The organism is Acinetobacter sp. CIP 101934, from assembly GCF_000369585.1.
In the GTDB taxonomy this organism is placed as follows: domain Bacteria; phylum Pseudomonadota; class Gammaproteobacteria; order Pseudomonadales; family Moraxellaceae; genus Acinetobacter; species Acinetobacter schindleri.
This window is the reverse complement of record NZ_KB850094.1, coordinates 1,210,080-1,232,154: the sequence shown is the minus strand read 5'-3', so window position 1 is coordinate 1,232,154 and position 22,075 is coordinate 1,210,080. Positions and strand designations below refer to the sequence as shown.

Genomic DNA, 22,075 nt, shown 5'->3' with positions numbered 1-22,075 from the left:
ATTTGCACCTTTTTATTCAACTATTCGGTAAAACGGATGCAGGATTCACCGGTTTTCCATCCAGACGTACCTGGAATTCAAGCATGGTACGGGTTGTACCACTTGAACCCATTTCTGCAATCTTCTGGCCTGCGGTTACATTTTGACCACTTTTCACGTTAAGTTTACTGTTATGTGCATACGCAGTGATGTAGCCATTAATATGTTTGACCAGCACCAGATTGCCGTATTCTTTTAGACCGTCAGCGGCATACACCACCTGACCATCAGCAGCAGCAAATACCGGATCACCAACATTACCTGCGTAACGTATGCCCTTAATATTTGAAGCCAGATTGTATTGCTGCAATACTGCACCATTCGATGGTTTTACCCAACGTAATCCGGATGACGGTACAGTTGTCACAGGAGCAGGTGTAGTGACTTTTGGTGTTACTGATGGTGTCGTTTTAACAGTGGTCTGCGCTGGAGTTACCGGCGTTGGAGCCACGACAGTTTTACGCTGGATAGGTGCTGAAGTATCAACGACTTGAGTAGTCGTACTGCGTTTGGTATTTTTCAAACGGATCGATTGACCGACATAAATACGATATGGCTCCGGAATGTCATTCATTTCCGCGACACTGATATAGCTCAGACCATAGCGTGCTGCAATGCCACTTAGGGTGTCACCTGAACGAACCGTATAAAAATCAGGTGCTGCAGCATAACGTGCGGAATTATTAATATAAGGTTTGGTTGCACACCCAGTTACGATAACTGCTGAAACCACTGCTGTTGTGAGTACTAACGTTTTAATCAGGCCTGTAGGCAAAGCAATAAAGCGTTTCGGTGACACCAGGAACATTATCTTCCTCTCTAACATCTATACGGTTTAAAAAACTCGATTAGATTAGCAAAAAAACACAGCAAATAAGGTTGCAATGTCCATCTATTCACAAAGTTATAACATTAGTTAGATTTTATTTAAAATCTGACCCTGTAATTCGTGAAGTACGTCATAGTTTGTAGCATCCATCTGGATTGGCGTCACACTGACATAACCATTGGCGATGGCAAAAAAGTCTGACTCAATTTCAGTTCCTTGATGCTTTGGCATTGCAACTGCTTCACCAGATAGACCAATCCAGTAAACCTGACGGCCACGTGGATCCACATGACTGCTAATGGGTTTAGACTGGCTACGGCGACCTTGGAAGGTCACTTTGGTTCCTTTTAGCTCAGCGATATCCGGAATATTGACATTAAAAATCTGACGCTCAGGCAATGCTGGCAAACCTGCTGCAATAAAGTCATGAACCCATTGCGCTGCAACACGATAATCTTCTGGTGAGGTATAAGCACGCACGTTTTGCCCACACAAAGAAATAGCCAGTGCAGGATGTTTTGCTAGACGACCTTCAAATGCTGCCCCCACTGTGCCTGAATACAATACATCATCCCCCAGATTGGCACCGCTATTAATGCCACTCACCACAAGATCGAATTCGACATCAAACAAACCATTCATGGCCAGATAGACACAGTCTGCCGGAGTACCATTTACTGCCCAAACATCTGGAGCAATCTGAATCGGTCGCAGTGGACGGTCAAGGGTCAATGCACTGGAAAATCCGCTACGTTCGCTTTCAGGTGCAACAACCACTACACGGCCTAAGGCTTTTAAGCTCTGCGCTAGTGCCTGTATGCCCGGAGCAAATACGCCATCATCATTTGATATCAATATATTCACAGCAAAATCCCGTTCGTCCCAAAAAATGACTGATTGGGACATTTGTTTGTATTAGCCACGGAATTATATATATTTATCGTTCAACATCCATCTTTAATATATGTGGTTCATGATGATTAAAAATACGGTTGCTGTAGCCGCACTGGCTTTTGCTCTGACTGCTGGCCTGAGCTCTCCTGCTTTTTCAGCTGAAAATTTATCTGCTGAGGTAGATTTGACTATTAAGGAAGACCTGGCTTCAGTCCAAGTGCTCACTGAAGTTTGTCCGGGGATTGTGGGTAAAAATGCCAAATTTGAGCAGAACACTCAACAGCTGATTAAACAATACTTATCCGATTATTCTGATAAATCGATGACTTATGACAAGATCCAGCAGGACAAGGAATATCAGTCAGCACTTCAAGAAGCACGCCAGGAAGCCAAGCAAACCGCTAAAGATGAACATCAGGCAGTGTGTAATGACCTGATCACTCAACAAATCTAATTCAGACTTTCTGACAGGATGATGCAGCGCCATCATCCTGTTTATATAACGATTTTCTCCATTATTTTACTGCTTCCTTACATTTTTAATCTTTTCATTCCTTCAAAATTAGTTAATCTAAGCCCATCTTAATTTCTAATTTGAGCTTTTGATTTTCAATGAAAAATTTATTCATTAAAGCCTTTGGCATTTTTACTCTTTCAACTTTCAGCATTTTGACTACACAAAGTTTTGCAGCCGATACCAATATGGAAGTCACTCCGATTCAAGAAGTGACTCAGCATGAGCTTGCGGCCATTTATGTACTTTCAGAAATCTGTCCAGGTATGGTGAAAGACCAGAATAAATTTAAAGCGGGTTATAGCCAGCTGGTCAGTGAATATATGCCTGGTCAAAAGAACCCGGTAGAAGCCTTGAATCAGCTTAGCAAAAACACAAAATTCCAGCCGATCCTGAAAGAAGCACAACAGGATGCGCAGAAAGCAGGTCAGCAGAAAAATCAAGCGATTTGTACAGAACTCACCACTTATAGCAAATCCTGATTTTTTTCTGCCGCCATGCTTACAATACTTTTGAAATAAGCCGCTGCAAACCGTAGAAGTCCGCCTAGCTTTGTCCTAAAATGCTAGGCTCTTCGTGCTTACATCAAGATATTGGAACCTACTAGAAATGACCCAAAAAACTGCTCTTGCTGCATTATTATTAATTCCTAGTTTTAGCTTTGCAGCAACTGTCCTATCTGCACCACCAGAATTGAATAATAAATCTTATGTGCTAATGGACTACGAAACAGGGCAAATTCTCGCATCTAAAAATGAAAATGAAAAACTAGCCCCTGCTTCAATGACTAAAATGATGACCAGCTACATCATTGAACAAAAGTTATTAAGCGGTGAACTGACTGAAGATGAACAGGTTCGTATGAACGAATCGGCATGGTGTCGCGGTAGTAGTTCTGAATCATGTATGTATGTTCCGCTAAACGGCACGGCAACAGCACTTGAGATGCTGCGCGGTATCATCATCCAGTCAGGTAACGATGCTTCCAAAGCAATGGCAGAACATATTGCAGGTAACGAGGGTACCTTCGCACATATGATGAACCAGGAAGCAAAACGTATCGGCATGACCAATACCAGCTTTGTAAACTCAACCGGTATGCCTGCGGAAGGTCACTATTCGACTGCCAAAGATATGGCCATGCTGGCACAGCACATCATTAAAGACAGTTCAAAGTACTACCCGATTTATTCTGAAAAAGAATTTACTTTTAACGGAATCAAGCAAGGCAACCGTAATGCCCTGCTGTATACAGATCCAAGTGTGGATGGTTTGAAAACCGGTCATACCAATGAAGCGGGTTACTGCTTAACGACTTCTGCAAAACGTGGTCCAATGCGTTTGATCTCTGTGATCTTCGGTGCGCCATCTATGCAGGATCGTGCAACACATACACGTGAACTTTTGGCATGGGGTTTTGCAAACTACGAAACTAAAAATGTTCAGGCCGGCAGACAAGTCTTAGCCAAGTCTAAGGTGTGGTTTGGTAAGGAAAATGAAGTTCAAATCGGCCTTGCTGAAAACTTCAATGTGACCATGCCAAAAGGCAAAGCGAATGAGATTAAAACGCAAATCGTAGTTCAACCTAAATTGACTGCACCTTTAAAACAAGGTCAAGTGGTAGGTAAATACGTTGCTTCTCTTGATGGTAAAGTGATTGCTGAAAAACCGCTTGTTGCACTAAAAGCTGTAGAAGAAGCTGGTTTCTTTGCGCGTATGCTGGATCATATCAAACAGTTCTTCAGTAACTTATTTTAAGTTTAAACAGACTGTTTTAGCCTTAGACTAAGACCAAAGCACTCATTCAGATGGGTGCTTTTTATTTTATACTCTATACATGACGTTTAAACTTTTAATGAATAGACCACTATGAGCCAAAACATACGTTCTTATTTAGACATGATCCCACAGATTGATGAATCTTGTTATATCGATCCTATGGGGATTGTGGTTGGCGATGTGGTTTTGGCTGAGAATGTCTCGGTTTGGCCTTTTGCCGTAATTCGTGGTGATGTCAATCATATCCGGATTGGCAAGAATTCCAATGTGCAGGATCATGCCATGTTGCATGTCAGTCATAAGAAAGCCGATAAGCCAGAAGGTTCGCCACTGATCATTGGTGAAGATGTCACCATTGGTCATCATGTAAAATTACACGGCTGCACCATTGGCAATCGCGTTTTGGTCGGTATTGGCACGATTATTTTAGATGATGTGATTGTTGAAGATGATGTGATGATTGGTGCGGGTTCACTTGTTCCGCCAAATAAAGTTTTGGAAAGTGGTTACTTGTATGTAGGAAGCCCTGTGAAAAAAGTGCGTCCACTTACCGACAAAGAAAAAGCTTTTTTGCCGTATTCAGCACAGAATTATGTGAAGGTTTCAGTTAACTATAAATAAACTTTAGACAATTTCATTTGTCGAAAGCTTAAATCTTCTGTATGTTCATTTAAAAAATAATTCAAAGAATAAAAACCATGAAACATACAGAAGATCATCATTGCCCGGATCGCAATGGACTATTAAATCAGACCAGAATTAATATTCGACAGTACGGCGTACAAATCATTTCGATCACTCATACTGACTATTCTCCACCTTTTAGCTATAGCATTGGTCTGTATGAAAGATTCCAGCATCCAGAAATTATCTGTTTTGGACTCACTGCTAAACTTAGTCAAACTATTCTGAATCATGTAACTGAGGTCGTTCAAAAAGGTCAACGCATCCAGCTCAGTAACACGTATCCGAATGTATTTTTTAAAGAAAGCCGCTGTAAGTTTCTAAAAGTTGATCGCAGAAATATCGGTGACTATTTTGGGATTGCGCAAAGCTATTACCAAGATGAAGCGTTTCCAGCCTTACAATTAGTCTGGACAGATCGGAATGATAAATTTCCTTGGGAAGATGGCTTCGAGGAAGTTTTTGAATTTGATCAGCCCCTGCTGGATCGCAATGCCGAGTTTAAATTCCGCGAACCACGGAATTTAGGCATTTATACGACTAGGCAATGGCTGGAACTGGAGCAGCCAATTGTTACCGTATTGCATGAACGCGATGGTGACTGGCAATTTTTGACGGCAGAACCCTTGGCTGAGGAGGATTATATACTGGTTGGATTAGAGCACATCCTCCAACGTGATCCAACCTTAAATGAAGTATTCGACCTGCAATATGGACAGGCAGCTGACCGGAAATTTATCGGGGATGAATGGATGATTACAGAACTAGAGGATAATGATCAACTCGCTGGTTAAAGTAGTGAGTTTAAGATGATATTTAACTCTCTTTAAACACCTAATATTTCATTTAAAAAAATTAAATACCGGGAGTTTTATAGCAATATCACTTCATGAATATCAGAATGGCCACTTCATTTCGAGTAGCCATTTTTAAAATTACGGAACAATCAGATAATCGTTCTTAAAGCTGTTTGCTTCAAAATCCCCTTCGATCAAATGTATAAATTTCTGATCAATCTGGTTTAACTCTAAACAGTCATCGACATCAATCACTGCATCGGTATGTGGTTTATACCAGCCTTTTTCAATTGCCAGTTTACCTTGGGCTTTAGCTTCTGTCTTGTTTTTGGCAGCCACAACCAGATATTTATGGACTTCCCCAAACTGGTCTGGAATATAAGCACCCAGATTAATCAAAAACAGTTTTAAACCGCTATTTACAGGCAAATCACTAATCTGGACCTGATAATTTACTCCTTGATAACTCACTCCATTGATTTTCATCCAGCCATCGACATGCAGGCCTTTTTGCAAGCCAAACCATTGTTGTTTTAAATAAGGATACGCAGATTCAATATCTGAACTAATCACAGGAATTACATCATGTACTTCTACATTGGCTTTTTCATGTTTACCGCCCAGTAAGGTGATGTAGAAGTGCAGTTCAGACATAGGAGATTCCTTTAAATAGTAGAATAATAAAGTAAAGATCCATAGTTTAAATTAATTCGATTTCATTAGTTAAGAAGTATTCTCTACTCCGACTTACGAATAAAATGATATTTTTCCTTATTTTATAAAGTTTTAGGTAAATATTTTTAGGAGATATCAATAGAGTTCTATTTCGTATAACAGCGATTATATTAAATGGATTCACTTTTGATGTTATACAATTACCTAGATTTGAAAATAAGTACTATACATGTTGTAGTATTAGTTTAGATCCAAACATAGTATAAGACGTTATTGTATAACATCAGTTAACTTGATAAATCCTTTAATGGACTCAGTTACCTCGATATGTCGAATAACCATACGGACTGAGTAATAAAGGAATATGGTAGTGATTTACCGAACCATCTGTTTGGAAAATCACAGGAACTTCGGGAAAGAAGGTTTTCTTATTATGTTTATTAAACCATTCACCCGTTTTGAAAGTCACTTTATAAGTAGTGTTTTTAAATTTCTGATTCTCTGGAAATAATTCGGTTATACGTCCTTGTTCATTGGTTTTAGCTTGTGAAATTTGCACCCATTTTCCATTTTTTTGCTCTTCTAAGGTTACATTCACCTCAGGTGATGGTAAACCATTTTCCAGGTTAAGCACATGCACGCTTAAAGGATTTTGTGCCATGCTCCATGTTGAAAATAATACTGAGCCTGCAAATAAGCATAATTTTTTCATAACAGTTTTCCTCTATAAAATGATATTGTCTTAAAATAATTTAAGGGTGTTATCTATCCCTTGCTGCGCGCATTGGTCATCTTGTAATGACCCTCCTGCACCTGCCACACCAACTGAACCCAGCAACTGCTTTTTATAAAAGACTGGTACGCCTCCGCCTAAAAGCAACAATTCGGGTAAGCTGGTTAAATTCTGTGAATCGCTATTCTTCTGAGCATTACGCATAAATTCTAAGGTCGTAACCTTGGTTGAGTATGCGGTAAAAGCTTTCCTTTCTGCTGCGATGAGATTATGAATACCCACTGTTTCATGACGCTGACTTGCCAAAACATTGCCACCTTGGTCAAGGATGACCACCGCCGCAGGTTTTGCCATATCGGTGCAAGCTTGCATAATGTTTGTCGCAAGTTGATTCGCAACCTTTAAGTCCATCACATAACTGGTTGATGGAGCAGCATATGCAAGTGAGCTACATAGAATGACCGGAACACATAGAAGTTTTTTCATGAGTTCTATTAAGCTAAATGAAGAGATGACTTAGCTTAGTCAAAATAAAGCCGTTACTGCATGACAATGAAATTACAGATTTGTAATGTTGAGGCAGAGAAATTGATATAATATTTTTGAAATGCATATACTTATTGTTGAAGACGAAACTAAAATTGCTGAATTTTTAGCAAAGGGCTTAAATGAATCTGGTTATTTATCCAGTATTGCTCATGATGGATTAACAGCCCTTACATCCTTACAAGAAAAAAATTATGATTTAGTCATTTTGGATGTCATGTTGCCTGAAATTGACGGTTGGCAAGTATTAAAGACGTTAAGAACTTTCTCGCAGATCCCTGTACTCATGCTGACTGCAAAAGATCATGTTTTGGATCGAGTTAAAGGCTTAGAGTTAGGGGCAGATGACTACTTGATTAAACCCTTCTCCTATATTGAACTGTTAGCACGAGTCAAAAGCTTATTGAGACGTAGTGTAAAAACAGACGCCGAATACTATCAAGTAGCGGATCTGATTTTATATCGACTGGAACATACAGTTTATCGAAACCAACAAAAAATTGAGTTAAGCGCTAAAGAGTTTTCGCTCTTGCAATTCTTAATGCGGCATCAAGGGGAGTTATTAACCCGATCGCAAATTGCATCTGAAGTATGGAACATTAATTTTGATACGGACACCAATGTGGTTGATGTGGCAATTCGTCGATTACGCGCCAAAATTGACGACCATTTTCAGCCTAAATTAATTCATACTGTTCGAGGTATGGGTTATCGCTTAAGTGCCAATCCATGAAAAGTCAGCTACAACACTTGAGTTTAACCACACGCTTAAGTATTTCCTTTAGTATTATTTGTTGTACTGTATTTTTGGGTATTGGTTTACTGTCGTATTACAACATGCAACAGTTGTTAGCGAAGCAACGTGATCAAAATTTAACGGCACGTATGGAGCGTATTGAAATTTTTCTTAAAGATAAAGAAAGTTTTCAAATCCTAGTTCAGTACCCTCGTCTGTATGAAAATATGCTAGGAAAAGAAGATAATCTTTTAATCTTAAAAAACCAACAACAGACCTTAATTGAGATTAATCCGCTTAACGTCCATATTCCTGCTATGGCGGAATCAACAAAAATTACCTTTTTAGATAATCAAGATGAGTTCGCTACAACTCGTTTAGCCTATAAAACGGTTGTTTTTAATCATCAATATTATCAACTCATTGCTGGTACACAATTCGATGAAGCCCAAGCGACTTTAGATCAATATTTATGGAAATTGATTCTCTATAGTCTACTGGGCATTATTATCGCCAGCTTGCTTGGACGTTGGGTCGGCTTATATTTACTGAAATCTTTAAATCATCTGATTGAGCAAACCCGTCAAATTCAAGGGACTCGACCACATCAACGAATCGAAGCTCAAAGTACCACAGTTGAAGTTGAACAACTCCGTTCAGCAATGAATGCCATGTTAGAAAAAATTCAACTGAACTATGAACAATTGGCACGATTTTCTGAAGATATTGCACATGAACTAAGAACCCCCTTAAATAATTTAATGGGTCAGACACAGATCATGCTCATGCAATCTCGCTCGCAACAAGAACTGGAACAGCTTTTATATTCTCATCTTGAAGAATATGAGCTCCTTAGTAAGATGATCGATAATATGCTGTTCATCGCCCGTTCTGAACACATTGATTATATTATCGCCAAAGAAATCATTAATTTATCTACACTGATTTTAGAACTGGTGAATTACTTTGAATTCTTGGCTGAAGATAAAAAAATGACCTTTAGTCTGGAATTAGAACAAGAAATTCAAATATATGGGAATTCAGATTTACTTAAAAGAGCACTGTCCAATCTGATCATCAATGCCATTGATTATGGTCTTGAAGGTCAAGACATCGTTATTTCAACAAAGTTAATAGACAATGTTTGTCATATTGAAGTATTAACCAAAAATATTTTTATAGATGAGCATCATTTGAAGCATTTATTTGAACGTTTTTATCAAATTGATAGTAGTCGACATTCCAAAGCAAAAACGGGCGGTTTGGGGCTATCAATCGTGAAATCTATTATGATGTTACATGATGGGGAAGCATATGCGTATAACACCCAGCAAGGCATTGTATTTGGTTTAAGCTTAGACCTGAATATTGTTTAAAGTTTATGCTTAATATTTCTCAATTAACATGATGCACGTTATAAGAAATTATTTTTTATAATTCATAGTTTTGTTATACACATAAAAGCTTAATGCTGTTGAATTGAGCTTTTTTAGTGATTTTCAGTATTTCACGCTTAAAATAGAGGCAATATTTCATAAAATTGCTTATTTCTTTAAGACTAATAATTTTTTAGTAGCTAAAGAAATCCCCTCTCAACATAGCCACACACCACAAAATTTTATACAATAGTGCATCATTTTCCATGGTGCTGTTTCTATGACTGCTTGGACTGCTCACGTCACTGTCGCAACCGTTGTCGAAAAAGACGGAAAATTCCTTTTTGTAGAAGAACATACAGAAGGTGTGACACACACAGTATTTAATCAGCCAGCAGGTCATGTAGAATGCGGTGAAACCATTGTCGAGGCCGCAATTCGTGAAACCATGGAAGAAACCGGACATACGGTTGAAGTGACCCATCTTTTAGGCATGTATACCTATACCCCGCCGATGTTCCCAGACCGTACTTATTTTCGCTTCTGTTTTTTAGCCAAATCCATTGATTATGATCCACATGCCACTTTAGATACGGACATTGTCGGTGCAGTCTGGATGACTTTAGATGAACTGCAAGAGTCAGCTCGTGCGCGTAGTCCGCTGGTGATTAAAGCCGTACAAGATGCGCTTTCTGGTCAAAAATACCCTTTATCGCTCATTTACGAGCACCAAAACTCTCCCTTAATTTCAAATTTGGATGCCTAATCCTATGCAACAACGTGTCATCGTCGGAATGTCTGGTGGTGTAGATTCATCTGTGTCTGCAGCACTCCTACTTCAACAAGGTTATCAGGTTGAAGGTCTTTTCATGAAAAACTGGGAAGAAGATGACGGCACAGAATACTGCACGGCAATGGATGACCTTGCCGATGCTCAGGCCGTTTGTGACAAGATCGGGATTAAACTGCATACTGCCAACTTCGCAATGGAATACTGGGATCGCGTATTCGAGCATTTCCTGGCTGAATATGCGGCTGGTCGTACCCCAAACCCGGATATTTTGTGTAATAAAGAAATTAAATTCCGTGCTTTCCTGGATCATGCGATTAACCTGGGTGCCGACTTTATTGCGACGGGTCACTATTGTCGTCGTGGTGAAACCATGACCAATTCTAAAGGTGATCAATATGCACCTTTATTACGTGGCGTAGACAACAATAAAGACCAGACTTACTTCCTGCATGCCGTTCATGGTCGTGAAATTAACAAGACCCTGTTTCCGGTTGGTGAAATTGAAAAGCCGCAAGTGCGTAAAATTGCAGAAGAATTAGGTCTTGCTACAGCGAAGAAGAAAGACTCGACGGGCATCTGTTTTATTGGTGAACGCCGCTTTAATGACTTCTTGAAGCAATATTTACCGGCTCAACCCGGAAAAATCGTGCTAGAAGACGGTAAAGAGGTTGGTGAACATCACGGCTTAATGTACTATACGCTCGGTCAACGCGGCGGGATCGGCATTGGCGGTATGAAAGGCGCTGAAGAAGGTGCCTGGTTTGTACTGCACAAAGATATCGAGGGTAACCGTCTCGTGGTTGGTCAGGGCCATGAACATCCACTAATGCAAAGCACCATGCTTTGGAGTGAAGCGATTGACTGGGTAGCTGGTGAGCAGGAGATCTCTGAATCAGGTTTCCGCTGTACGGCAAAAACCCGCTATCGTCAGCCTGATCAAGCGTGTACCATTTATAAGGATCCAGAAACACCCCAAGGTGTTCGGGTAGAATTTGATGAGCCACAACGAGCTGTGACCCCAGGTCAAAGCGTGGTGTTCTACTCAGGTGAAGTATGTTTGGGTGGCGGTGTGATTCATCATACCAATGCACCTAAACCTGATTTTATATAAGGATGAGGTCGGCATGACGAAATTACCTTTTCAACAGGCCACAGCGTTGAATGTTCGTCAAAACCGTGCTTTGGCGTTAGCGGGTGTGTTTCAGGCCACCCAGCTGACCCATATGACTGCTTTAACCGGTCAGCAAAGCATTGGGGAAAGTGGTAATTTCTATTTTGAACAGCTGATTAAAGCCAGTTTAAATATCCGACCAAGCGGCTCGCTCAATGTCCAGACCCTGGATTTGTTTAATCAGCTGGCTGATATTTCTCTCGGATTAAAAACCCTAGAAAGTTCCATTACTCAACCCTTCGATACCAGCCCAAAATCCAGACTTCCAAAACTCTCCTCTACCAAGCTGCCAATGTCCTATGCGATGGCACTTCTTCAGTTAGAAAAGAAGGTCTACAGCAATCCTAAATTTGTTGAAATTATTGAACAATCCCAGCAAAAAATTCTAAGACAGCTCTCCTTTTTCGACAATAACTATATGCACCCCAGCATCATTGCCAATCTCGCACAAACCTATGTGGATACTGCCGGACAGATTAATCCGCGCATTATGGTGCGTGGTAATGCTGAAGCCTTTAAAGATGCCGGTCACACCAACCGTATTCGTGCTTCATTGTTTACTGGCCTGCAAATGGCACACCTATGGCGTCAACTCGGCGGCAGTTCCTGGGGTATGGTTTTTGGCAAGCGCAAGCTGCTACAGGATATCCAAAATCTCGCGCGCTTACAGTTTCAGGCAGTTTAACTGATGCTGTACGCGTATCTCGTTTTTCGTTTAATTCCAAAATTTAGGGAATCGATATGAACGCTTTAACTGCACTTTCTCCATTAGATGGACGCTACGCTAGCAAATGTGATGCGCTGCGCCCTTTTCTTTCTGAGTTTGGTCTGATCCATGCTCGTGTGACTGTTGAAGTGCGTTGGTTACAAGCGCTTGCCAACCGTCCTGAAATCACTGAAGTGCCAGCTTTCTCATCTGAAACCAATGCAGCACTTGATGCAATCGTTGCAAATTTCTCTGAAGAAGATGCAAACCGCATTAAAGAGATTGAGCGTACGACTAACCATGACGTAAAAGCGGTTGAGTATTTCCTGAAAGAAAAAATTGCAGGCATTGAAGAACTGAAAAATGCAGGCGAATTCATTCACTTTGCATGTACTTCTGAAGATATCAATAACCTGTCTCATGCATTAATGCTGAAAAGCGGTCGTGATGTACTGGTTGAGTCTATGCAACAAATCATTGATTCAATTGTTGCATTAGCTGAAAAACATGCTGACCAACCAATGTTGTCTCGTACACATGGTCAAACAGCGAGCCCAACCACTTTGGGTAAAGAAATGGCGAACGTGGCTTACCGTCTTGCCCGTCAAATCAAACAGTTCAAACAAGTTGAGCTACTGGGCAAAATTAATGGTGCAGTGGGTAACTACAATGCGCATCTTTCAGCTTACCCAGACATCAACTGGCCTGCGCATTCACAAGCATTTGTTGAATCTTTAGGTTTGACTTTTAATCCGTACACCACTCAGATCGAGCCACATGACTACATGGCGGAACTGTTTGATGCGCTTCGTCGTTTCAATACCATCTTGATCGATTTTAATCGTGACGTTTGGGGTTATATCTCGCTTGGTTTCTTCAAGCAAAAACTAAAAGAAGGCGAAGTGGGTTCTTCAACTATGCCGCATAAAGTTAACCCGATTGATTTCGAAAACTCAGAAGGTAACTTGGGTATTGCCAATGCAGTTCTTGCACATCTTGGCGAAAAACTGCCTATTTCTCGCTGGCAGCGTGACCTGACTGACTCAACTGTTCTTCGTAACATGGGTGTAGGTTTTGCGCAAAGCTTGATCGCGTTTGAAGCTTGCTTAAAAGGCGTGGGTAAACTTGAATTGAATGCTGCACGTATTGATGAAGACTTAGACAATGCTCAAGAAGTCTTGGCTGAACCAATTCAAACGGTTATGCGTCGTTATAATGTTGAAAAACCATATGAAAAATTAAAAGCATTGACTCGTGGTCAGGCAATGACTCGTGACATGATGGTTGATTTCGTAAACGGTAACGAATTAGAAGCTGTTCCTGCAGCGGATCGTGCTCGTTTGGCTGAAATGACACCTGCAACATATACAGGTAATGCATCTGAACAAGCAAAACAAATTAAAGACTTAATCGCTAAAATCTAATTTAGACAATTAAGACCAAAAGCGAAGCTCCGGCTTCGCTTTTTTTATTTATAATCATGTCTAACTTTAAGAAAAATGATATAGAAATAGATGATGGATCATCGATTAAGCAGCAAACATTTTGTTAGTTTAGGGATTTTGGCAATTGCGATTATCTTTGCCAGTATTCATCCTTTAGAAATGGAATCTTATCTGCTCCATCAAACAGGTACGGTTTTTATGATCGTTATGTTGATCTTGTGCCTGTATAAAATCGGATTGAGCTTCTTCAGTTTCAACCTCTATCTGGCTTTTCTGCTGATTCATGTGGTTGCTGCACATTATCTGTATTCTTATGTACCTTATAATGAATGGACTCAGACACTCTTTGGCTTTGACCTGAATGCTGCCATAGGCTGGTCACGCAACATGTTTGACCGTTTTGTACACCTGGCTTTTGGCCTTCTACTCTACCCGGTATTTTACCGGCTGTTTCAGGTCTGGCTGCCGCAGCAAAAACCATTCACAGTTTTCTTGTTAGTCATTCAATTTGTCATGGCAACCAGCCTGATTTATGAATGGATCGAATGGCTGATTGCGATTGGCTTATCCCCTGAACAGGCAGAAAGTTATAATGGTCAGCAAGGCGACATGTGGGATGCACATAAAGATATGTTTTTAGCAACAGTTGGGTCGATGTTTACGGGTGCACTGATGCTGATTTCACAAAATAAAAAAAGCTCATTAAAGTGAGCTTTTTAGATCATCATGAATTAAAGTTTTGAATCATGGATTTAATTACCTTCCTATTTTTCAATTATGGAAGTGGGCAATATCGCTTCCAATCATCTTTCATTTTTTGCAATTCACTCCCCGTCAATATCTCGCTGTAATAAATGAAATAGATTGCATTAGGATATTGAATTTCATGGCGGAACATCATGCCACGCAGTGACACAGATAACTCCTCAGGAAAATCATCCAAATTCAATTCTTCAAACTCGTAATTAAAATAACAGTTTTGCGTTGCAAGATATGCTTCAGCGACAGCCATGTTTCTGCTCTAACAGTAAAATATGCTTTATTTTATCTGATTAGCTTCAGTGATGGTCGGCATTTCAGTGGGGTCAATCCATTTAACAAACTTAGATTTTGACAAGTGTGGGTATTTAAACTTATCTAAATACTCAAAACAGACCCTTTGCCCTTTCGGCATTTTCTCAGAATCCTTATCGAAATATAAATAACGACTATACTTGGCACCATTGAAGCGAATGATTACGCTTTCATGCTGAGTTCCACCTCGAGTTTTATATACCTGATAAGACTGCACCACACCACATTCTTTCGATGGAGTAACGGGTGGATTATTTGGCTTTAAAACACCATACAGCAGAAAAATACAAGCACCGGGTAGGAAGCTCAGCCAAAACAGAATCTTCTTCGAATCATTATTTATGAATTTGGCTTCAGCATAGAGCATACATAACATCGGAATAAACACGATGCTAAAGAATCCCAATAATAAAATGAACGTGAGCATATGAGCCTAGACTCAATTAAAGTACTTCACTTATATCATAATGATTTGATTTCAAAAATAAAAAAGCCCACCAAGTGAGCTTTCCATATCCTCTACAGGGAAATAAATTAAAGTTTCGGATCACGCATCTGAACCAGATTTGAATTGGCTTTCGTCAGCGTGTCGACTACTTTGTTCATTACAGCAGGAATTAGAGAGTCAGCAATTTGTGCTGCCTGCAAACCCAGTTTTTCACCTAAAGTTGGTTTCTTACGCGTATTGATCGTATATACATCATGCTGAGGCAATAAACCCAATACGTACTCATCCGATGTTTGCAGCTTATCCACCAGATTCAGATCCAGCGCATCCTGACCATACCAGTGCTCACCTGTTGCCACTTTTTCAACATTGAGTTGCGGACGATACTTTTCCACAAAATGCTTAAACAGCGCATGCGTTTGCTGAATTTCTTCTTCAAACTTGGCTTTACCTTCTTCAGTATTTTCACCGAACATGGTTACGGTACGTTTGTACTCACCTGCCGTAAACAGTTCAAAGTCAATTTTGTTGTCTTTTAACAGACGGTTAAAGTTCGGTACTTGAGCAACTACACCAATTGAACCCACAATCGCAAACGGGGCAGAAATAATTTCGCTGGCAATACATGCCATCATATAGCCACCGCTAGCAGCGACTTTATCGACGCAAATCGTCAAATGGAATCCTGCTTCACGTAATCGCACCAGTTGGGCAGCTGCCAGACCATAGCCATGTACCATACCACCGGGACTTTCCAAGCGTACGATTACACGGTCGCGTCCAGCTTTTGCTGTTGCCAGAATCAGGGTAATTTCTTCACGTAACTGTTCAACTGCAGAAGCAGCAGTATCTCCTTTAAAATCGAGCACGTAGATTTTTTCATTGGTTTTTTTACGGGCACGTGCTTCTTTTGCCAGTTGCTGACTTAACTGCAATAGCTCCAGCTTAGAGGCAGTGGTTTGCGCAATTTTTTTTCGTTGTTCATTAATACGCGCATTTAGGTGACTGATACGGATTTCAGCCGGTAGTTTCGGAGTATGAAATAACATATAAAATCTATTCTCAGTTTAATTCGGTCTATAAACCTTAGATTAGGTCAATTTGGTATTTTTTCAACCATATTATTGACTGAATTCTCTCGCACTGCTCTTAGTTGCAAAATTCCATATTGTTCTTGTATTTTTGCAATTGATAACCACCGTAGCATTAACGGAAATTGTATATAGTAAAGCATCCCGATAATAACAGCATTAATCGGCCACCATGCGAGAATCCAGAAGCTCGATCCTCGGCTACTCGTGAATGGTGTGACCCAAATATACATTGCAATACAACCATAAATCACCACACCAATCATTAGATATTGAAACCATGGATGTTTCAAAAAATGCCGAGTCATTGAGTCATTTAACTTTTGCTGACCAGACCTGTCATTATCTACACTTTCTACCACTTGTTTTAATTTGAACTGATACTGCGCATAAGCTCGAATGTATGCGTTCCATTTTCTTCGGAAAGCGACAGAGCCTTCGAGCTGCTTAAAACGCAGATAGATTAAAGGTACAATGAATATGGAAACCGTCACATAAACATCATATAACCAACGATGATAATTGCTCATACCTTGGCTTTGTGAAGTGGGAAACCACCCTTCATGCAGAACCAAAGTCGCCATAAAAAGACTAATACCAACCAGAAAGATGCTTAGATTTCTTGGAAAATTCACTGAACCGAATAATGCTCGATAGAGCGCTTGCTGTGTTTCAGCAACGACCTTGCCTTCTTTTTTGGTCAAATTATAATTACGCATCTCAATTTAATTTTATAATTTTAAAAAATTACATACAGCATAACAAAAAAACAGAATCCTAAGATTCTGTTTTAAAATATTTTTTAAATGTGTATTAACCAAAACGACCAGTAATGTATGCTTCTGTCAACTGATGATCCGGCTGGCTAAAGACTTTTTCTGTCGAATTCACTTCAATTAGATCGCCTAAATGGAAGTATGCTGTTCGATCTGACACGCGTGCCGCCTGCTGCATTGAGTGAGTCACAATAGCAATCGTATATTGGGTAGAAAGTTCGGAGATCAGCTCTTCCACTTTTGCTGTCGCAATCGGATCCAGCGCTGAACATGGTTCATCCATCAGGATGACATCCGGGCTTACCGCAATGGTTCGCGCGATGCAGAGACGTTGCTGCTGACCACCAGATAAAGTTGTTCCCGGCTGATTCAGTCGGTCCTTTACTTCATTCCACAATCCGGCCTTACGTAAACTATTCTCGACAATTTCTTCCAGATCATATCTATCGCGAGCCAGACCATGCAGTTTTGGACCATAGGCCACATTGTCAAAAATAGATTTTGGAAATGGGTTTGGTTTCTGAAATACCATGCCAACCTGCGCACGTAGCAATACTACATCCAGATTAGGATCATAAATATCCTGATGATCCAGCAAAACTTTACCTGTCATACGGCAACCATCAATGGTGTCGTTCATCCGGTTAAGAGCGCGCAGGAAAGTCGATTTACCGCAACCCGATGGACCAATAAAGGCGATCACTTCATTTTCATAAATGTTCAGGTCAATACCTTTGATCGCTTCGAGTTCACCATAGTAAACATGTACATCCTGCGCGCTCAGCTTGACATTACCCGTCTTGTCTTTTTTCTTATTTTCAGCTTGGGTCTCGAACTGAGAATTATATGAAATCAGGGGCTTGGTTGCAGCGGCATCTGCAATAAATTTATTTTGCTGGAGGTTCATGGATAGATCCTTTTTTAAATAGTTTGAAATATTCATTGTTTTCATTATTTTCTCCTTACCAACGGACTTCAAACTTCTTGCGTAACCAGATGGCTAAGCTGTTTAAGCCAATCATCATGACAAGGAGAACAATAATGGCGGCAGCAGTACGACCTTCGAAGAAGTTACGCAATTCATTACCCTGCCACAGGAAAATCTGTACAGGCAAAGCAGTCGATTGATCTAGTGGCGTTGCCGGTACGCTAGCAACAAAGGCGCTCATCCCGATCAATAACAGTGGTGCGGTTTCGCCAAGTGCCTGTGCGACACCAATAATCGCTCCGGTCAAAATACCTGGTAGTGCGAGTGGTAAAATATGATGGAATACAGTCTGTAAACGTGAGGCACCCAAGCCTAAGGCTGCCTGACGAATTGATGGTGGCACAGCTTTTAGAGAAGCTCGTGTGGTAATAATCACGGTTGGCAAAGTCATCAGACTAAGTACCAGACCACCGACTAATGGCGCTGAAAGTGGTAAATGCATCCAGCCGATGAAGATCGCTGCACCAAGTAGACCGAAAACAATAGACGGAACGGCTGCCAAGTTATTGATGTTGACTTCAATGACATCGGTGATCCAGTTTTTTGGTGCAAACTCTTCCAGATAGATGGCTGAAGCTACACCGATTGGAATCGAGATAAAGATCACGATCAACATCATGAACAGCGAGCCCATGAATGCACCTGCCAAACCAGAGGTTGCAGGCGAACTACGAGAGTCCGGATTGGTAAAGATATTGGTATTGAAGCCGTTTTCGATCACGCCTGAAGCTTTCATGTCATCAGCAATCTGGCGGACTTCAGGACTTAGCTGTTGCTGCTCATCTGGCAGGTCACGGTCAATATTACCTGCAAGCCATACATCAACATTGGCGTCGGCCAAAATTTTAACTTCCTGGGTTTTCCCGACTAGACTTGGATTGTTCAGCACCATGTCACGCAGACGATAGGCTTCTGAACTGGTATATAAATAACCCAGTTCATCACGCTGGTTTTCCAGCTTGCTGTCTTTGGCAATCATACCGTTAATGATCAGGGCATCCCAGTCGACCATGCCAGCCTGCATCTGCCAATCCACCATACGCTGTTCAAACTGTGCAGGAGACTCGCCGGCAGTCTGTTTGGGTTGTGGACCAATATTGACAATTGCCGGATCGAAATGGATAGGCAGGCTCATACTGCTTTGCCAGAATGCCGGCAAGCCTTTGGCCAAGATACTACCGAACAGCAATACGACAAAGAACAGACCCGCCAATACTGCAGAAAAACCAAGCATACGAAAGGTTTTTTCTTTGCGATGGCGCCGTGCAAGAGAGCTTTGAATGGTCTTTTTACGCTCTTCACGCAGCTCAGCATTAACAGATGGATCAATACGCTGATCTAAAGGTGTGGTATTTGAAGTACTCATTAGTCGTATTGCTCACGATATTTACGCACGATGTACAGTGCGACAATGTTCAAACCTAAGGTAATAACAAAAAGAGTCAGACCCAATGCAAACGCAACCAGTGCTTGTGGACTGGCAAAGTCAGTATCGCCAGTTAACTGGTTCACAATGGTAATGGTTACAGTTGATACCGCTTCTAGTGGATTAGCATGTAACAGCGGGCTATTACCTGCTGCCAGTACTACAATCATGGTCTCACCAATCGCACGGGATGCTGCTAGCAAGAAGGCACCGATAATGCCCGGCAAAGCGGCTGGTAGTACCACCTGGCGGATCGTTTCAGATTTGGTTGCGCCTAGACCCAGTGAACCGTCTCGTAAGGCACGTGGTACCTGGGTAATAATGTCATCTGATAAAGAAGATACAAATGGAATGATCATGATGCCCATAACAAAGCCGGCAGTTAAGGCACTGGTCGCATTAATATCAACACCGACCATAGCACCGAGCGTTTTAATAAATGGGCCCAGAATCATCAAGGCAAACACACCGTAAACGATGGTTGGAATACCAGCCAGAACCTCAATAGTCGGTTTTGCCCATGAACGGAATTTTGGTGAGGCATATTCGGACAGATAGATCGCAATCATCAGACCCAATGGAACTGCTACCAACAGGGCGATTCCACTGACCATCAAGGTGCCCCACAATAAAGGCAACAGGCCATAACTTCCTTCAGCATTGCCTGAAGTGCTAAAACCTGGGTTCCATTGTGTGCCAAAGAAAAAATCAATTGGGCTGACGAAGCTAAAGAAGCGCATTGCTTCGCCAAACATCGACATGACAATGCCGAGTGTGGTCAGGATGGCAACACCAGAACAGAGTGCCAAGCTGATATTGATAACTTTTTCAACCTGATGACGTGCACGCAACTGATTACTGATACGTTTTTTGGCCCAAACCAGTCCGGCAACAGCAACAGATATCACCACCACCAGTTTGGCATAGCTGCTGATGCTCATGATACGTGCCACCTGCTCTGCTGCAGCCAGTTCATAGGCCTGTGGTATATCACTAACGCCAAAACCGGAAGCCAGTGCCTGTACCCGATCCACGATCACACTCAGAGCTGCAGAATCCATGCCTGCGACCATCTGTTGTGGCAGGTGTTTCAGCACCAGCTGTTCCAAGAGCACAGGTTCAACCAGATTCCAAATCATGAAGATTAAAAATGCAGGAATACCACACCATAAAGCCACCATGGCGCCATAATAGCCAGGACGCGAATTCAGCATTGCTGTGTTTTTGCCTTGGCCTGCCAATTTCTGGCTTCGACTTAATCCGATCTGATAGGCAACGGCGATAATCGCCAGTAACACACCCAGGAGTAGCAGATTCATGTATGCTCCACTGTTTTTTCAATCTTCATATTTTTAAAAAACCTATCTATGACTAAAAGCCGGTGACCGTTTCCAGCCACCAGCTATTTCAATATTTGCTTACTTCACTACAACTACTTTAGCTGCCTTAAAGTTAGCAAGTACTGCTACACGTTCCTTATCAGACATTGAAATCAAACCTGCTTTTTCCAGTTTCGATCCTTTACCAGATACTTTCTTGCTCAGGAAGTATTCAGTGAACTGTGGCAAACCTTTGATTGGTTTCAGGTGTTCGCCTTTCACATAGAAGAACAATGGGCGAGATACCGGATAAGAACCATTCAGGATGGTCTGCTCAGATGGTGCAACGTTGTTAACTGTTGCAACACGCAGCTTGTCACGGTTCTGGTCATAGAAACCTAGACCAAATACACCAACTGCACTTGGAGAGGTTTTCAGACGTGCCAGTGTTTCGGTGTAGTCACCTGAAATTTCAATAACACGACCATCTTTACGGAAAGTGGTACAGGCTTTCTTTTTGGCATCTTTATCTAAAGACTTAATTGCAGCATATGTTTCACAACCTGCATCCACCATCTTCTCCTGGAAGACTTCGCGTGTTCCATGATTCGAAGCAGGAATTACCAGTGTGATCGGCTCATTAGGAAGTGACTTGTCAATCTGGTTCCAGCGTGTATACGGGTTAGCTACCATTTTGCCATTGGCTGGTAACTGTGCTGCCAAGGCTGCAAAAACATGTTGTGGACGAAGTTTATAAGCTGCTTTTTTGGCATTCGATGCAAAGACAATACCGTCATAACCGATTTTGATTTCTAGTACCTGGTTAACGCCATTCTTTTTACATTCTGCCAATTCGGAACTTTTGATCTGGCGAGATGCGTTTGCGATATCGATGGTATTATCACCAACACCATTACAGAACTGCTTTAAACCACCTGACGAACCGCCTGAGCCGACAACTGGAGTTTTAAACTGCGGGAAAGTATTGCCAAATTCTTCAGCTACAATACTTGCATATGGAAGTACCGTTGAAGAACCTGCGATTTGAATTGTGTCGCGTGCTGCATTCGCAGCAGTCATGCCTAGCCCCATCACTGCAAGTGCAAGTGCAATTTTTGTAAAGCGCATTCTGTATCTCTCACAATCATTTAAATTTGGAGTACGCCACTTTTTTTGTCGTGTTGTACTTGTTTCGATACAAGTATTTTGATTTTTAAATATGACAGGCGGGTTACA

25 protein-coding genes are annotated in these 22,075 nt (G+C 41.3%); 12 read left to right on the top strand and 13 right to left on the bottom strand.

The features are described 5' to 3' along the window. Positions 1-16: 16 nt before the first annotated feature. Complete coding sequence (locus tag F899_RS06230; RefSeq protein ID WP_005221515.1) at positions 17-847, bottom strand: peptidoglycan DD-metalloendopeptidase family protein; 831 nt, start codon at positions 845-847, stop codon at positions 17-19. A gap of 108 nt (positions 848-955) precedes the next feature. Then, positions 956-1,732 carry a 5'/3'-nucleotidase SurE gene (surE, locus tag F899_RS06225; RefSeq protein ID WP_008306600.1) on the bottom strand — a complete coding sequence of 259 codons (777 nt, stop codon included), beginning with the start codon at positions 1,730-1,732 and terminating at the stop codon, positions 956-958. A 109-nt stretch (positions 1,733-1,841) separates the two neighbouring features. On the opposite strand from surE, the gene F899_RS06220 reads away from it, so the two are divergent. The 5 genes from F899_RS06220 to F899_RS06200 all read left to right on the top strand — a co-directional run bounded on the left by F899_RS06220 (position 1,842) and on the right by F899_RS06200 (position 5,533). Beyond that, positions 1,842-2,216 (top strand): MCR_0457 family protein, encoded by a 375-nt coding sequence (locus F899_RS06220; RefSeq protein WP_004894072.1) that lies wholly within the window; start codon positions 1,842-1,844, stop codon positions 2,214-2,216. A gap of 158 nt (positions 2,217-2,374) precedes the next feature. Continuing rightward, positions 2,375-2,758 (top strand): MCR_0457 family protein, encoded by a 384-nt coding sequence (locus tag F899_RS06215; protein WP_005221511.1) that lies wholly within the window; start codon positions 2,375-2,377, stop codon positions 2,756-2,758. A 127-nt stretch (positions 2,759-2,885) separates the two neighbouring features. Further along, positions 2,886-4,034 (top strand): D-alanyl-D-alanine carboxypeptidase PBP5/6, encoded by a 1,149-nt coding sequence (dacC, locus tag F899_RS06210; protein WP_004810469.1) that lies wholly within the window; start codon positions 2,886-2,888, stop codon positions 4,032-4,034. Between the two features lie 111 nt (positions 4,035-4,145). Further along, positions 4,146-4,676, top strand: coding sequence for a gamma carbonic anhydrase family protein (locus F899_RS06205; protein ID WP_005221508.1), 531 nt, complete (start codon positions 4,146-4,148; stop codon positions 4,674-4,676). 77 nt (positions 4,677-4,753) lie between these two features. Further along, complete coding sequence (locus F899_RS06200) at positions 4,754-5,533, top strand: DUF4262 domain-containing protein (protein ID WP_005221506.1); 780 nt, start codon at positions 4,754-4,756, stop codon at positions 5,531-5,533. 141 nt (positions 5,534-5,674) lie between these two features. Here F899_RS06200 and F899_RS06195 read toward each other — a convergent pair whose 3' ends face one another. The 3 genes from F899_RS06195 to F899_RS06185 form a co-directional block, all read right to left on the bottom strand. Then, positions 5,675-6,190: a DUF1543 domain-containing protein gene (locus F899_RS06195; RefSeq protein WP_005221505.1), complete on the bottom strand. Its 516-nt coding sequence runs from the start codon at positions 6,188-6,190 to the stop codon at positions 5,675-5,677. Positions 6,191-6,524: 334 nt separating this feature from the next. Further along, positions 6,525-6,923, bottom strand: a complete 399-nt coding sequence (uraH, locus tag F899_RS06190; RefSeq protein ID WP_005221501.1) for a hydroxyisourate hydrolase — start codon at positions 6,921-6,923, stop codon at positions 6,525-6,527. A gap of 30 nt (positions 6,924-6,953) precedes the next feature. Then, positions 6,954-7,430, bottom strand: coding sequence for a heme-binding protein (locus F899_RS06185; RefSeq protein ID WP_005221499.1), 477 nt, complete (start codon positions 7,428-7,430; stop codon positions 6,954-6,956). A 121-nt stretch (positions 7,431-7,551) separates the two neighbouring features. Between F899_RS06185 and F899_RS06180 the strand changes: the two genes are divergently transcribed. The 7 genes from F899_RS06180 (at position 7,552) to F899_RS06150 (ending at position 14,428) form a co-directional block, all read left to right on the top strand. Continuing rightward, positions 7,552-8,223 (top strand): heavy metal response regulator transcription factor, encoded by a 672-nt coding sequence (locus tag F899_RS06180; protein ID WP_005221498.1) that lies wholly within the window; start codon positions 7,552-7,554, stop codon positions 8,221-8,223. Next, positions 8,220-9,602 (top strand): heavy metal sensor histidine kinase, encoded by a 1,383-nt coding sequence (locus F899_RS06175; protein WP_005221496.1) that lies wholly within the window; start codon positions 8,220-8,222, stop codon positions 9,600-9,602. The genes F899_RS06180 and F899_RS06175 overlap by 4 nt, the downstream gene beginning before the upstream one ends. Before the next feature lie 280 nt (positions 9,603-9,882). Beyond that, positions 9,883-10,368: an NUDIX hydrolase gene (locus tag F899_RS06170; protein ID WP_005221494.1), complete on the top strand. Its 486-nt coding sequence runs from the start codon at positions 9,883-9,885 to the stop codon at positions 10,366-10,368. A gap of 4 nt (positions 10,369-10,372) precedes the next feature. Beyond that, positions 10,373-11,506, top strand: coding sequence for a tRNA 2-thiouridine(34) synthase MnmA (mnmA, locus tag F899_RS06165; protein WP_004894053.1), 1,134 nt, complete (start codon positions 10,373-10,375; stop codon positions 11,504-11,506). A gap of 13 nt (positions 11,507-11,519) precedes the next feature. Continuing rightward, entirely contained in the window at positions 11,520-12,251 is a 732-nt protein-coding gene (gene hflD, locus F899_RS06160) for a high frequency lysogenization protein HflD (protein ID WP_004894049.1), read from the top strand. Between the two features lie 56 nt (positions 12,252-12,307). Continuing rightward, positions 12,308-13,696: an adenylosuccinate lyase gene (gene purB / locus F899_RS06155; protein WP_004810482.1), complete on the top strand. Its 1,389-nt coding sequence runs from the start codon at positions 12,308-12,310 to the stop codon at positions 13,694-13,696. Positions 13,697-13,786: 90 nt separating this feature from the next. After that, a complete protein-coding gene (locus F899_RS06150) occupies positions 13,787-14,428 on the top strand; it encodes a DUF2238 domain-containing protein (RefSeq protein ID WP_004894044.1) in 642 nt (213 codons plus the stop codon). A gap of 64 nt (positions 14,429-14,492) precedes the next feature. On the opposite strand, the gene F899_RS06145 is transcribed toward F899_RS06150, so the two are convergent. The 8 genes from F899_RS06145 to F899_RS06110 all read right to left on the bottom strand — a co-directional run bounded on the left by F899_RS06145 (position 14,493) and on the right by F899_RS06110 (position 21,967). Next, positions 14,493-14,729, bottom strand: coding sequence for a hypothetical protein (locus F899_RS06145; protein WP_005221492.1), 237 nt, complete (start codon positions 14,727-14,729; stop codon positions 14,493-14,495). Between the two features lie 27 nt (positions 14,730-14,756). Next, positions 14,757-15,218 (bottom strand): hypothetical protein, encoded by a 462-nt coding sequence (locus tag F899_RS06140; RefSeq protein WP_005221490.1) that lies wholly within the window; start codon positions 15,216-15,218, stop codon positions 14,757-14,759. A gap of 107 nt (positions 15,219-15,325) precedes the next feature. Beyond that, positions 15,326-16,288: a protease SohB gene (gene sohB / locus F899_RS06135; protein ID WP_004894036.1), complete on the bottom strand. Its 963-nt coding sequence runs from the start codon at positions 16,286-16,288 to the stop codon at positions 15,326-15,328. A gap of 47 nt (positions 16,289-16,335) precedes the next feature. Next, a complete protein-coding gene (locus F899_RS06130; RefSeq protein WP_005221487.1) occupies positions 16,336-17,049 on the bottom strand; it encodes a hypothetical protein in 714 nt (237 codons plus the stop codon). Positions 17,050-17,143: 94 nt separating this feature from the next. After that, positions 17,144-18,058, bottom strand: a complete 915-nt coding sequence (pstB, locus tag F899_RS06125; RefSeq protein ID WP_004810494.1) for a phosphate ABC transporter ATP-binding protein PstB — start codon at positions 18,056-18,058, stop codon at positions 17,144-17,146. Between the two features lie 10 nt (positions 18,059-18,068). Further along, positions 18,069-19,460 (bottom strand): phosphate ABC transporter permease PstA, encoded by a 1,392-nt coding sequence (pstA, locus tag F899_RS06120; RefSeq protein ID WP_005221485.1) that lies wholly within the window; start codon positions 19,458-19,460, stop codon positions 18,069-18,071. Continuing rightward, positions 19,460-20,839, bottom strand: coding sequence for a phosphate ABC transporter permease subunit PstC (gene pstC / locus F899_RS06115; protein WP_005221482.1), 1,380 nt, complete (start codon positions 20,837-20,839; stop codon positions 19,460-19,462). The genes pstA and pstC overlap by 1 nt, the downstream gene beginning before the upstream one ends. 99 nt (positions 20,840-20,938) lie before the next feature. Then, positions 20,939-21,967 carry a substrate-binding domain-containing protein gene (locus F899_RS06110; RefSeq protein WP_005221480.1) on the bottom strand — a complete coding sequence of 343 codons (1,029 nt, stop codon included), beginning with the start codon at positions 21,965-21,967 and terminating at the stop codon, positions 20,939-20,941. Positions 21,968-22,075: the final 108 nt, after the last annotated feature.